The sequence below is a fragment of the Amycolatopsis sp. M39 genome, assembly GCF_001651785.1.
Taxonomy (GTDB): domain Bacteria; phylum Actinomycetota; class Actinomycetes; order Mycobacteriales; family Pseudonocardiaceae; genus Amycolatopsis; species Amycolatopsis rubida.
On record NZ_LWSF01000022.1, the window covers coordinates 67,731 to 80,736 of the forward strand.

The 13,006-nt window shown below is 69.9% G+C and carries 10 protein-coding genes; 5 read left to right on the forward strand and 5 right to left on the reverse strand.

Annotation, left to right across the window (positions count from 1 at the left end):
- Window positions 1–6: 6 nt before the first annotated feature.
- Window positions 7–1,635 (reverse strand): phospho-sugar mutase, encoded by a 1,629-nt coding sequence (locus A4R44_RS33675; protein ID WP_067589706.1) that lies wholly within the window; start codon window positions 1,633–1,635, stop codon window positions 7–9.
- A gap of 57 nt (window positions 1,636–1,692) precedes the next feature.
- Between A4R44_RS33675 and A4R44_RS33680 the strand changes: the two genes are divergently transcribed.
- Entirely contained in the window at window positions 1,693–2,844 is a 1,152-nt protein-coding gene (locus tag A4R44_RS33680; protein WP_067589709.1) for a glycosyltransferase, read from the forward strand.
- Between the two features lie 53 nt (window positions 2,845–2,897).
- Here the strand turns inward: A4R44_RS33680 and A4R44_RS33685 are convergent, their stop codons facing one another.
- Genes A4R44_RS33685 through A4R44_RS33695 form a run of 3 tightly spaced genes read right to left on the reverse strand, consistent with a single transcriptional unit; the run spans window position 2,898 to window position 5,085 of the window.
- Window positions 2,898–3,683, reverse strand: coding sequence for a purine-nucleoside phosphorylase (locus A4R44_RS33685; protein ID WP_067589712.1), 786 nt, complete (start codon window positions 3,681–3,683; stop codon window positions 2,898–2,900).
- A complete protein-coding gene (locus tag A4R44_RS33690) occupies window positions 3,680–4,108 on the reverse strand; it encodes an ABA4-like family protein (protein WP_093575881.1) in 429 nt (142 codons plus the stop codon). Before A4R44_RS33690 ends, A4R44_RS33685 begins: the two co-directional genes overlap by 4 nt.
- Window positions 4,105–5,085, reverse strand: coding sequence for a hypothetical protein (locus tag A4R44_RS33695; protein ID WP_067589715.1), 981 nt, complete (start codon window positions 5,083–5,085; stop codon window positions 4,105–4,107). Before A4R44_RS33695 ends, A4R44_RS33690 begins: the two co-directional genes overlap by 4 nt.
- Before the next feature lie 107 nt (window positions 5,086–5,192).
- Between A4R44_RS33695 and A4R44_RS33700 the strand changes: the two genes are divergently transcribed.
- Window positions 5,193–5,813 (forward strand): MerR family transcriptional regulator, encoded by a 621-nt coding sequence (locus tag A4R44_RS33700; RefSeq protein WP_067589989.1) that lies wholly within the window; start codon window positions 5,193–5,195, stop codon window positions 5,811–5,813.
- A gap of 55 nt (window positions 5,814–5,868) precedes the next feature.
- Here the strand turns inward: A4R44_RS33700 and A4R44_RS33705 are convergent, their stop codons facing one another.
- Complete coding sequence (locus A4R44_RS33705; protein WP_067589992.1) at window positions 5,869–7,563, reverse strand: serine/threonine-protein kinase; 1,695 nt, start codon at window positions 7,561–7,563, stop codon at window positions 5,869–5,871.
- 268 nt (window positions 7,564–7,831) lie between these two features.
- Between A4R44_RS33705 and A4R44_RS33710 the strand changes: the two genes are divergently transcribed.
- Genes A4R44_RS33710 through meaB form a run of 3 tightly spaced genes read left to right on the forward strand, consistent with a single transcriptional unit; the run spans window position 7,832 to window position 12,858 of the window.
- Complete coding sequence (locus tag A4R44_RS33710; RefSeq protein ID WP_198545536.1) at window positions 7,832–9,697, forward strand: methylmalonyl-CoA mutase family protein; 1,866 nt, start codon at window positions 7,832–7,834, stop codon at window positions 9,695–9,697.
- Window positions 9,694–11,862, forward strand: a complete 2,169-nt coding sequence (gene scpA / locus A4R44_RS33715; protein WP_067589718.1) for a methylmalonyl-CoA mutase — start codon at window positions 9,694–9,696, stop codon at window positions 11,860–11,862. The genes A4R44_RS33710 and scpA overlap by 4 nt, the downstream gene beginning before the upstream one ends.
- Window positions 11,863–11,865: 3 nt before the next feature.
- The gene (meaB, locus tag A4R44_RS33720) at window positions 11,866–12,858 is read left to right on the forward strand and encodes a methylmalonyl Co-A mutase-associated GTPase MeaB (protein WP_067589720.1); all 993 of its coding nucleotides are present in this window, start codon (window positions 11,866–11,868) and stop codon (window positions 12,856–12,858) included.
- Window positions 12,859–13,006: the final 148 nt, after the last annotated feature.

Consider the following 13,006-nt stretch of genomic DNA (forward strand, 5'->3'; position numbering starts at 1 on the left):
CTCCCGTCAGCGCAGCAGCGCGGTGATCTCCTCCCGGACCGAGTCGAGCACTTCCGTCGCGCTGCGCCGCGCGTCGGCGAGCTCGCCGGTCACCGGAGCCACCACTTGCAGGTACGCCTTCAGTTTCGGTTCCGTGCCGGAGGGCCGCACTACGACCCGCACGCCGTCGCCGCTCAGCCGGAGCACGTCGGCGTCCGGCAGGAGGTCTTCGAGCGTCACCGGCACCCCGCCGAGCGCGGCGGGCGGGTTCGAGCGCAACGCGGCCATGAGGCGTCCGCGCACGGAAAGATCGGTGACCCGCAACGACACCTGGTCAGTCAGGTGCACGCCGTGCCGGGTCGCGATGTCGTCGAGGACCTCCAGCAGCGTCCGGCCCTCGGCCTTGAGCGTCGCGGCCAGGTCCGCGCCCGCGACCGCGGCGGCGATGCCGTCCTTGTCGCGAACGAAGCTCGGGTTCACGCACAGGCCGAGCGCTTCCTCGTACGCGAACACCAAGCCCTCGCCCGCGCGGACCAGCCACTTGAACCCGGTGAGCGTTTCCGCGTAGCGCGCGCCCGTTTCCTTCGCGACTTCGCCGAGCAGCGATGAGGACACGATCGTGGTGGCCACCAACGGATCCGGGTTGTCCGTTGTGGACAGAATATGCGACCCGAGCAGAACGCCGGTCTCGTCGCCGCGCAGCATCCGCCAGCCGTCGGGGCCGCGGACGCCGAGCGCGCACCGGTCGGCGTCCGGGTCGAGCGCCACTGCCAGATCAGCGTCCACTTCGGACGCCAGAGTCAGCAGGAGGTCGGTCGCGCCGGGTTCCTCGGGGTTCGGGAACGAGACGGTGGGGAAGTCCGCGTCCGGTGCGGACTGTTCGGAAACCAGGTGCACGTCAGTGAATCCGGCCCGGGACAGTGCGGCTTGGAGAGTCTCCGCGCCGACCCCGTGCAGCGCCGTCGCGGCGATCCGCAGCTCGCGTGTCGTGCCCCGCGGCAGCGCGCCGACCGCGGAAAGGTACGCCTCGCGCGGGTCGACGACCTCGGCGCCGGGCGTGCGCGGAATGCTCCGGGTAGCTGGGGCGGTCTGGATCGCGCGCTCAATTTCGCCGTCGGACGGCGGCACGATCTGTCCGCCGGTGGCGTCGTACAGCTTGTAGCCGTTGTCCGCGGGCGGGTTGTGCGACGCGGTGATCTGGATTCCGGCGACCGCGCCGTAGTGCGGCACCGAGAACGCCAGCAACGGCGTCGGCAACGGCTGCGGCAGCACCTTCGCCACGAACCCGGCGGCGGTCAGCACTTCGGCGGCGGCGGTGGCGAACGCTTCCGAACCGTGCCGTGCGTCGCGGCCGACCACGACCACGCCGCCCGCGTGCCCCTGCGCGGCGAGCCAGGCCGCGACACCCGCGGTGGTCCGCGTGACGACCGCGACGTTCATCCCGTTCGGACCCGCGCGCACCGGCCCGCGCAGACCCGCGGTCCCGAACTCCAGCGGCCCGGCCATCCGGTCGGCGATCTCCTCGATCGCGCCGGGCTCCTTGCCCATCGCGCGGGCGAGGGCGGCGGTCAGTTCCTCGCGCGAGGCCGGGTCCGGGTCGTCGGTGATCCAGCGGTAGACGGAATCGCGGAGGCGGGAATCGAGGCTGTCGGACACCCGGGCCAGCTTACGCGGATCCAGAAACTGGGTGGTGACTGACGATACGCTCGCCTGGTGCGCATTCTCTTCACTTCCCTCGCGTCCTACGGACACCTTTACCCGTTGCTGCCGCTCGCCTCCGCCGCGCGCGACGCGGGCCACGACGTGGTTTATGCGACCGGACCCGGCTTTCACCCGACTTTGGAGAAGGCAGGGCTTGAACCCGTCACCGCCGGGTTGACGCTGCACGAGGCGTTCGGTCTCCTCTTCGCCGGAGACACCCGCAGCCGCTACGAGGTCCCGGAAGCCGAGCTGAACGAGGCGATCGGCAAGGCGTTCGGCCGGCTGCTGCCCACCCGGTTCATGACCGATCTCGCCCCGCTGCTCGCCGAGCGGGAACCGGACCTGGTCGTGTACGAAATGGGCAATCCGGGCGGCGCGTTCGCCGCACACCAGGCGGGGATCCCCGCGATCGCGCACGGCTTCGGCCGGGTGTCCTCCGGCGGCCCGATGGACCACATCAGCGAACAGCTCGGCGTGTTCGCCGCCGAACTCGGCCTCGACGGCGACACCAGGTTTTTCTGGGGCCAGCCGTTCGTGGACATCTGCCCTCCGTCGGTGCAGGCGCCGGAGTTCGCCGCCGGGGCCCGGCGGGTGCCGCTGCGCCCGGTCGGCTGGAGCGAACCGGGCGATCTGCCGCCCGGCGTCGAAAGCCGTGACCGCGGCCGCCCGCTCGTGTACCTGACGCTCGGCACCACCGGAGCCAGCCAGGCGCACCTGCTGACCTCGGCGTTGCGGGGACTGGCCTCGCTCGACGCGGAAGTGCTGGTGGCCACCGGCCCGGCCGTCGACGTCGCGGCGCTCGGCGAGGTGCCGTCGAACGTGCGGCTGGAGGCGTGGGTGCCGCAGTCGGAACTGCTGCCGCACGTCGATCTGGTGGTGCATCACGGCGGCAGCGGGACCACGCTGGGCGCGTTCGCCGCGGGGGCGCCGCAGCTGCTGATGCCCCAGGGCGCGGACCAGTTCACCAACGCGGACGCCGTGGTCGGTGCGGGTGCGGGCGCGAAGCTGGTCGGCGACGAACTGACGACGGAAGCAGTTCGCGAGACGGCTGGCCGGTTGCTCGCCGACAGAGCGGTGGCGGACGTCGTGCGCGGGCTGGCGGAGGAGGTCGCGGGGATGCCTTCGCCGGAGGAGGTGGCGGCGCAGCTGCCGCAGTACGGGTGAGCCGTGAGTGTTGATCCCGGTTATTATAGAATCGGGATCAACACTCACGAGCATCACGCGCGCGCGACGAGTTCCTTCAGCAGCGAACCCATCCGCGTCGCCGACTGCCGTCCGGCTTCGAGGACTTCTTCGTGGTTGAGCGGTTCGCCGGTCATGCCCGCGGCCAGGTTCGTGACCAGCGACAGCCCGAACACCTCAAGCCCGGCCGCGCGGGCGGCGATCGCCTCCAGCACGGTCGACATGCCGACCAGGTCCGCGCCCATGGTGCGCAGCATCCGGATCTCGGCGGGCGTCTCGAAATGCGGCCCGGGCAGGCCCGCGTACACGCCCTCCTCCAGCGAACCGTCGATCTCCCGCGCCAGCTCGCGCAGCCGCTTGGCGTAGAGATCGGTCAGGTCGACGAAGTTCGCGCCGACGATCGGGGAGCGCGCGGTCAGGTTGAGGTGGTCGGAGATCAGCACTGGCTGCCCGACGCTCATGCCCTCCCGCAGCCCGCCCGCCGCGTTGGTGAGCAGCACCGTCCGTGCGCCCGCCGCCGCGGCCGTGCGCACGTTCTGCACGACCGGGTCGATGCCCTTGCCTTCATAGAAATGCGTACGGCCGAGCAGGACCAGCGCGCGCTTGTCGCCGACCCGCAGTGACCGCACCGTGCCGCCGTGGCCGACGGCTCCGGGCGGGGTGAAGCCCGGCAGCTCGCCGAACGGGATCTCCGCGTCGGCGGTTCCGATCACGTCCGCGGCCGGACGCCAGCCCGAACCCAGCACCACGGCGATGTCGTGCTTCTCGACGCCGGTGCGCTCGGCGATGACGGCCGCGGCCGCCTCCTCCAGGTTGCTCATGCCGCCGAGCGTATCCGGGCGCTGCGCACGGCGAGGAACGCGACCAGGCCGAACGGCGACAGGAAGATCGTCAGCAGGAGCAGCGGGCTGACGATCCACCACGGGATCCGCTGCGTGCGTGCCTCGAAGAACATCCAGCGGGCGATGAACAGGTCGAACGCGACGAGGTGCGCCCAGACCAGCGCGGCACCGTACGGCGTGCTCAGGAACCCTTGCAGGACGCCGAGATCCGGCCGTTGCATCGCGTGCCACAGTTCGCCGAAGTGCGGGATCGCGAGCACGAAGTACCAGACCAGCGGCAGCAGCGGCACCCACGGCGAGGTCAGGATCCGGCGAGTGCCGCGCCAGCCGGGCAGGAAGATCATCAGTGCCCAGAACGGAACCGCGACCGGGAACGTCCAGGCGAAGACGGTCAGGTCGCTCACCGGAGCACCTTCCTGGCCGGTGCCAGCACCGACGCCGCGGTAGCCACCGCGATGACGCCGACGAGCAACCCGGCGGCGGCCAGCGTCGTACTGCTCGGGTGGATGAGCGGCTCGCCGCGTTCGGCCTGCCACAGGATCAGGCCGACGAGCCCCGCGTAGCCGGCCGAACCCGTCCACACCAGCCGCACGCGCACCGCGCTCTCGCGCAGCCGGGGCAGCCGCGTCGCGAGCACCGCGAGCCCGAAGGCCAAGAGCGGCAACGCTTGCAGCGCGTGCAGGCCGACGAAGTGCGCGATGCGCAGGTCGCCGCCAGTGGTGCTCCAGCCCAGCAGCGGAAGTCCGGGGCCGCCGTCCGCGACGCCGACGCTGTGCGCGCCGATGAGGTCGGAACGGCCGGTGGCTTTGATCGTGGCCACCTGCTCCGGTGTGGCGCCGGTCATCAGCACGCCCAGCCCGGCTCCGATCAGCGCGACGACCGCACCGGTGCGCACCGCCCAGTACACGGCGCGGTCTTCGATCTGGGTGAACATGAGCAGCACGGTGCCGACGAGTGTGGCGAGCCAGAGCCCCGCCACCATCATGCCCATGATCCGGAAGAGCGTGGCGTCGAAGGGTGAGGTGTTCGCGAAATGGCTCGGCCGGGCGCGGGCCGCTTGAAAGGCCATCGCCACGTACTCGCCGGCGAACAGCACGACGGAGACGGTCGTGGCGACGCTCGCGATCTTGCGCAACCGCCCGTTCAGCAGCGAGACGAGCCAGCTCCAGGTGAAGTAGTAGAGCCCGGCGGACACGGCGAACTTGAACAGCTTCGCCCACACCGGCGAGCCGAGCAGGGTCCGGTGGTCGATCAGCATCGCCGCGACGGTCAGCACGGTCGCGACGCCCATCGCCGCGGCGAACCACAGCGACGGGCGGTGCCAGGTGCGCATCCGGGCGGTGGGCAACGTCGTCGTGGGCGGGTCGACGGTGGTGGTCATGAGGTCCTCCCAGAATGGATAGTAACACTCTCCGTTATAGGAAGTTAAACTATCCATCCTGAGAGGTCCTCAGGGTTTTTCCCGGAAGTAGGGTCGAGCGGGTGCGGATGGCAGAGCTGAGCGCCGAGTCCGGGATTCCGGTGGCGACGATCAAGTACTACCTGCGGGAGGGGCTGCTTCCGGCCGGGGAGCGGACCAGTCCCAACCAGGCTCGCTACGGCGAGGAGCACGTACGGCGGCTGAAGCTGATCCGCGCGCTGGTCGAGGTCGGCGGGTTGTCGGTGGCGACCGTGCGGGAGGTCGTGGCGGCGGTTGAGTCAGATCAGGCCGCGTACAAGGTGCTCGGGGTGATGCAGGGGGCGTTGACCGGTTCCGCGGTCGATGTTTCGGACGAGGATCGCGAGTGGGCGACGGGGTTGCTGGGGGCGCTCGCTCGCGAGCATGGGTGGAAGTTCGAGGACGACAATCCGGTGGCCGGGATGTTGGTGGGGACGGTGTGCGCTATCCGGGCGCTGGGGCATCAGGCGTTGCTGGATCAACTCGGCCGGTATGCGGATGTCGCCGATCGGATCGCGTTGGCTGATCTGGACACTATTGACGCCGTTGGGTCGATGGACCGGATTGTCGAGGCGGCGGTGGTGGGGACTGTTTTGGGGGATCGGTTGTTTGCGGGGTTGCGGAGGTTGGCACAGGCTGCGGAGACTGCGCGGAGGTATTCGGAGTGGTGAATCCGGCTCGTCGCCGGGCGGCGATATTGCGCGGCTTTGGCGCGCTGCCGCGGTTTTAGGAGGTTGCCGGGAAAGACAGGGTCGGCGCTATTTGGCTGAAGGTGTTGGCGGCGGTGTCTTCTTGTTCTGCCGGGACGGTCAGCGACAGAAGCCACAGGGTGTTGTCGGATTGCTTGACGAGCGCGAAGGTGGCCCGGGTGATCGCGGTGGCGTTGCTTTGTGCTCGTTCTACTGCGCGGAACATGACCTCGGTGCCGTTGGCCGTTTGCGCTGGGTCGCGGGTGAAGTTGAAGGAATCCTGCGAACCCGAGGAGCGCAGTGCTGCCATCGCGTCGCCGAGGGAATACTTTTCGTAGAAGTTCGGGATTCGTTCCAGGCGCAGGGATTGGCGGCCGTCCGGGGAAATGTACTGGACTACCGTCGAGGTGCCGAAGACTGATTTCCGGGACGCGATGAAGCGTTTCCATCCCTCGGGCACGGAGAGGGTGTATTCGCTGTCGCGCGTTACGTTCGCTGTTGAGCTCGCGTTGGCCTGCTGGGGGATCAGGTTCAGCGGCTGCGAGGATTCCGCGACGGTGCCCGGAGCGGCCAGCCCGCCCACCGCCGGGCCTTGCGGCGGCAGCAGGTTCTGTCCGCTCACCACGCGGGCCAGCGCGAAACCGCCGCCGCAGGCCAGGGCGAACAGGACTAGTGAGGCGACCGTCAGCATCGCCGTTGCCCTGCCGCCGCGGCGCGGGGGTGGCGGCGGCAGCGGGGCGGGCAGCGGCGGGGGAGTGGGCAGCGGGGGAGCGGGGGTGAAGGCGGGCGCGGATCCGGTGTTTCCCGAGCGCATGAACGGCAGCGGGCCCGGGTCCGCGGCGAGTGCGGCGGGCTGCTCGGGCGAGTCCGGCTTCGGGGCGACCGTCTTGATGACCTGGGTGTCGGTGGCGTCCAGGTGGGCGGCGGTTTTCTTGCCGTCTGGCGTGTGGAACAGCTCGGGGCCGAACAGGTCCACGGTGGCCTTGGTTTGCTTCGGGTACAGCCGGTGGCGCACCTCGCGCAGGGAGATCCGCTTCTCCGGCTCCTTCTTCATCAACGCGGCGATGACGTCGGCCAGCGGGCCCGGCTTCGGGCGCGGGACCTTGCCGTTCACGACCTTGCCTACGGTTTCCAGCGGGTCGCCGTCCGCGTCGTACGGGGGAGCGCCTTCGACGGCGGCGAACAGCGTCGCGCCGAGGCCCCACAGATCGGCGTTCGGGGTGACCGCGCCGCCGGACGCGACCTCCGGCGAGATGTAGGCGGGCGAACCGAGCATGATGCCGGTCCTGGTCATGGTGGCTTCGGAGACGTTGCGGGCGATGCCGAAGTCGGTGAGTTTGATCCGGCCGTCGCTGGCCACCAGCACGTTGCCCGGCTTCACGTCGCGGTGCGTGATGCCTGCGTCGTGGGCCGCTTCGAGGGCCGCCGCCACCGCGATGCCGACTGCTGCGGCCTGTTCGACCGTCAGGGGACCGTGGTCGCGCAACAGGTGCGCGAGGCTGCGTGAGGGCAGCAGCTCCATCACGACGAACGGAGCGTCGTTCTCGCGCGCCACATCGTGCAGCGTGATGACGTTCGGATGCGACAGCACGGCGATCGCCCGGGCCTCGCGGAGCGTGCGTTCGCGCAGTTCATCCGCCTGTTCGGCCGGGATGCCCGGTGGCACCTTCATCTCCTTGACCGCGACCGGGCGGTGCAGGAACTCGTCGTAAGCCGACCAGACCGTGCCCATCGATCCCGACCCCAGAACCGACCGCAGCCGGTAGCGCCCGGCGACTACCCGCGGCTGGTCGCCGCCGGTCGACGGCTCGGCGTTCGCCGAGCCGGTGCTGTCGGTGCTGCCGGGCTGGTCCTTCTCGCTGTTCTCCGAGGGCACCCCATGATTGTGGCCCACCCCGCCGACACTGTTCGACTCAGCACCGCTACCCCTGAGTTCACCCGTACGGGGGGCGAGCAGAGTCACAGGTGCGGGTGGTGGCGTGGCTCTACCATCACTGGGTATGACGAACGTGGCTGGTCCGGAGCCGGCGCCGACTTCCGAGCCCGGGCTCGCGCTCGCGGCGGAGTTCCCGACCGCGGACCGCGCCCAGTGGCAGGAGCTGGTGGCGGGAGTGCTGCGCAAGAGCGGCAGGCTCCCGGAGGATTTCGCGGGTGCGCCGGAGAGCAAGCTCGTCTCGCGCACCTACGACGGCATCGAGATCCAGCCGCTGTACACCGCCGACGACGCGGGCGGCGACCTCGGCTTTCCGGGGCTGCCGCCGTTCGTGCGCGGGGCCCGGCCGCAGGGCGTCGTCGACACCGGGTGGGACATCCGGGTCCGTCACCAGCGCGAAGACGTCCGCGCGGCGAACGCGGCGATCCTCGCTGATCTCGAAGGCGGCGCGTCCTCGGTGTGGCTGCGGCTCGGCGAGGGTTCGCTCCCGATTTCCGCGCTCGCGGACGCGCTGAACGAGGTGTACGTCGGACTCGCGCCGGTCGTCCTCGACGCCGGTGCGGAGTACGAAACCGCTGCTCAGGCGCTTCTCGACCTCTTCGCTGAGCGCGAGGTCCCGGCCAGCGAAGCCGTTGGCACGCTGGGCGCGGACCCGCTCGGCACCTCGGCGCGAACCGGGCAGGCGCTGCCGCTCGGCCCGGCCGCCGAATTGGCCGCGAAGGTTGCCCCTAAGTACCCCAAGGTCCGCACGATCGTCGCCGACGGACTGCCGTTTCACGAGGCAGGCGGCTCCGACGCGCAGGAACTCGGCGCGACCATCGCGGCTGGCGTCGCTTATCTGCGTGCGCTCACCGAGGCGGGCCTGGACGTCGCGGCGGCGGCCGCGCAGATCGAGTTCCGGCTCGCCGCGACTGCGGACCAGTTCCTCACCATCGCCAAGTTCCGTGCCGCGCGCCGGCTGTGGGACCGGGTTCTCGAAGTCTCCGGTGCGGCTGCGGAAGCACGCGGGATGCATCAGCACGCGGTCACGTCGCCGTCGATGTTCACCCAGCGCGACCCGTGGGTGAACATGCTGCGTACCACCGTCGCTTGTTTCGCGGCCGGGGTCGGCGGCGCGGACGCGGTCACCGTGCTGCCCTTTGACGCGGCGATCGGCCTGCCGGATGCGTTTTCCTCGCGGATCGCCCGCAACACCAACGCGATCCTCATCGAAGAATCGAAGCTGGGCAGCGTGATCGACCCGGCGGGCGGCTCCTGGTATGTCGAGAAGCTCACCGGCGAACTCGCCGAAACCGCGTGGCGCGAGTTCACCGCGATCGAAGCGGCGGGCGGCATCGAGGCCGAACTGGCCTCCGGAGCGTTGGCCGGACGGCTTGCCGGGACCTGGGAGAAGCGCGCGAGCCGCCTCGCCACCCGGCGCGACCCGCTCACCGGTGTCAGCGAGTTCCCGAATTTGGAGGAAAAGCCGGTCACCCGCGACCCGGTTCGATCCACTGTGGACGGCGGGCTGCCGCGACACCGGTACGCCGAGGAGTACGAGAAGCTGCGCGACTTGTCTGACGCCTACCTCGCCAAGCATGGTGAGCGGCCGAAGGTTTTCCTGGCCACGCTGGGCCCGGTCGCCGCGCACACCGCGCGCGCGTCCTTCGCGACGAACCTGCTGCAAGCGGGCGGCATCGAAGCGGTGAACCCCGGCGCGACCGACGACCTGCCCGGCGCGTTCCGCGAGAGCGGCGCGAAGGTCGCCTGCGTGTGCGGCACGGACGCGGCGTACGAAGAGCAGGCCGCGACCGTCGCGGCGTCGCTCGGCGCGGACAGCGTGCTGCTGGCGGGCAAGGGAACCTACGACGGAATCAGCGGCAATCTGTACGCCGGGTGCGACGCGCTCGAAATCCTGACCAGCCTCCACGCACAGCTGGGAGTCTCCGCATGAGCATCCCGAATTTCGCCGACATCCCGCTCGGCACGCCGGAACCGGGCGACCGTGCCGCGTGGGCACAGGCCGTGCAGGACGCCACCGGCAAGGGCCCGGACGCGCTGGCCTGGGAAACCCCCGAGGGCATCGGCGTGAAGCCGGTCTACACCGCCGCCGATCTGTCCGATGTGGACTTCCTGGGCACGTACCCCGGCATCGCGCCCTACCTGCGCGGGCCGTACCCGACGATGTACGTCAACCAGCCGTGGACGATCCGCCAGTACGCCGGGTTCTCCACCGCGCAGGAGTCGAACGCCTTTTACCGCCGCAACCTCGCGGCCGGGCAGAAGGGCCTGTCGGTCGCGTTCGACCTCGCGACCCACCGCGGCTACGACTCCGACCACCCGCGGGTGTCCGGCGACGTCGGCATGGCAGGCGTGGCGATCGACTCGATCTACGACATGCGCCAGCTGTTCGACGGCATCCCGCTGGACAAGATGTCCGTCTCGATGACGATGAACGGCGCGGTGCTGCCGGTGCTCGCGCTGTACGTGGTCGCGGCCGAGGAACAGGGGGTGAAGCCGGAGCAGCTCGCGGGGACGATCCAGAACGACATCCTCAAGGAGTTCATGGTCCGCAACACCTACATCTACCCGCCGCGGCCCTCGATGCGGATCATCTCCGACATCTTCGGCTACACCTCCCGTCACATGCCGAAGTACAACTCGATCTCCATCTCCGGTTACCACATGCAGGAGGCCGGAGCGACCGCCGACCTGGAGCTGGCGTACACGCTCGCGGACGGCGTCGAGTACATCCGCGCGGGCGTCGAGGCCGGGCTGGACGTCGACAAGTTCGCGCCGCGGCTGTCGTTCTTCTGGGCCATTGGCATGAACTTCTTCATGGAGGTCGCGAAGCTGCGCGCCGCGCGCTTGCTGTGGGCGAAGCTGGTTAAGCAGTTCGACCCGAAGTCGCAGAAGTCGCTGTCGCTGCGTACGCACTCTCAGACGTCAGGCTGGTCGCTCACCGCGCAGGACGTCTTCAACAACGTCACGCGTACGTGCGTCGAGGCGATGGCCGCCACCCAGGGACACACACAGTCGCTGCACACCAACGCTCTCGACGAAGCGCTGGCGCTGCCCACCGACTTCTCCGCACGGATCGCGCGCAACACACAGCTGTTGCTGCAGCAGGAATCCGGCACCACGCGCGTCATCGACCCGTGGGGCGGCAGCGCGTTCGTCGAGAAGCTCACCTACGACCTCGCGCGCAAGGCGTGGGGCCACATCACCGAAGTCGAAGGCGCGGGCGGCATGGCGCGCGCGATCGACGAAGGAATCCCGAAGCTGCGCATCGAAGAGGCAGCGGCGCGTACGCAGGCGCGCATCGACTCGGGACGACAGCCCGTCATCGGCGTGAACAAGTACCAGGTCACCGACGACGAGCAGATCGACGTCCTGAAGGTCGACAACGAGGGCGTACGCGCACAGCAGCTGGAGAAGCTGCGTCGGCTGCGCGAAGAGCGCGACCCGCAGGCCACCGAAGACGCGCTGCGCCGACTTACCGAAGGCGCGCAGAACAACGGCAACCTGCTCGAATTGGCCATCAACGCCGCGCGCGCCAAGGCCACCGTCGGCGAGATCTCCGACGCCCTGGAGAAGAACTGGGGCCGTCACTCCGGCCAGATCCGCACGATCTCCGGCGTGTACCGGGAAGAGGTGGGGAAGTCGGACAATGTCGAGAAGGCCCGTGAACTGGTCGACAAATTCGCTGAAGAGGAAGGCCGCCGACCGCGCATCCTCGTCGCGAAGATGGGCCAGGACGGCCACGACCGCGGCCAGAAGGTGATCGCCACCGGTTTCGCCGACCTCGGCTTCGACGTCGACGTCGGCCCGCTGTTCTCCACTCCCGCCGAGGTCGCGCGCCAGGCTTCGGAAGCAGACGTGCACGTGATCGGCGTGTCGTCGCTGGCCGCCGGGCACCTCTCGCTGGTGCCCGCGCTGCGCCACGAGCTGGCCGAGCTGGGCCGCGAGGACATCATGGTCGTGGTGGGCGGCGTGATCCCGCCGCAGGACTACCCCGAGCTGCGCGAAGCGGGAGCGGCGGCGATCTTCGGCCCGGGCACGGTGCTCGCGGACGCCGCGATCGACCTGCTCCAGCAGCTGGCCGCGCAGGAGTCCTGAACCTTGCCGCGGCGGATCGACGTCGGCGAATACGCCAAGGGCGTGCTCGCGGGCGACCGGGGGACCCTGTCCAAGGCCATCACGCTGGTCGAATCGCAGCGCGAGGACCACCGGCGGCAGGCGCAGGAGCTGCTCGTCGAGCTGCTCCCGCACGCGGGCGGCGCGAAACGCGTCGGCATCACCGGCGTGCCCGGAGTCGGCAAGTCGACATTTATCGACCAGCTCGGCACCGACCTCACCTCGGAGGGGCATCGCGTCGCGGTGCTGGCGGTCGACCCGTCCTCGACCCGCACCGGCGGGTCGATCCTCGGCGACAAGACCCGGATGGCGCGGCTGGCGGTCGACCCGAACGCGTTCATCCGGCCGTCGCCCACGTCCGGCACGCTCGGCGGCGTCGCCCGCGCGACCCGCGAGACGATCGTGCTGATGGAGGCGGCCGGCTTCGACGTCGTGCTGGTGGAGACGGTCGGGGTCGGGCAGTCCGAGGTGACCGTGGCGAACATGGTCGACTGCTTCCTCTTCCTGACCCTGGCGCGCACCGGAGACCAGTTGCAGGGCATCAAGAAGGGCGTCCTGGAACTCGCCGACGTCATCGCCGTGAACAAGGCCGACGGCCCGCACGAACGCGACGCCAAACGCGCCGCGCGCGAGCTGCAAGGCGCGCTGCGGATGATCTACGGCAAGGACGCGCTCTGGACCCCGCCGGTGCTCACGTGCAGCGGGCTCGAAGGCAGCGGCCTCGACGAGGTGTGGGCGGCGATCGGGAAGCACCGCGAGGTGCTCACCGAATCGGGTGATCTTGGCGAGCGGCGTAAGAGGCAGCAGGTCGACTGGACGTGGTCGATGGTCCGCGAGCAGCTGCTCGACCGGCTCACCGCGCATCCGGTCGTCCGCGCGCAGGTCGCTGACGTGGAACGCGCGGTGCGCGACGGAGAACTCACCGCCACGCTGGCCGCGCAGCGGATCTTGGCCGCGTTTACCGAGCCGTCTTCTTGAACGTCGTCCAAGAAGAAAGACCGCTGTGCGCACAAGTGCCTTTCGACCGTCTCCGGGGCTTGTTGCGCTCGACGGTCGTCAGCACGGGGCGAGCGGCCCGCCTCCACCGCGTGGCGGCTGACGCGTCCTCGCCTCGACGGGCACAATG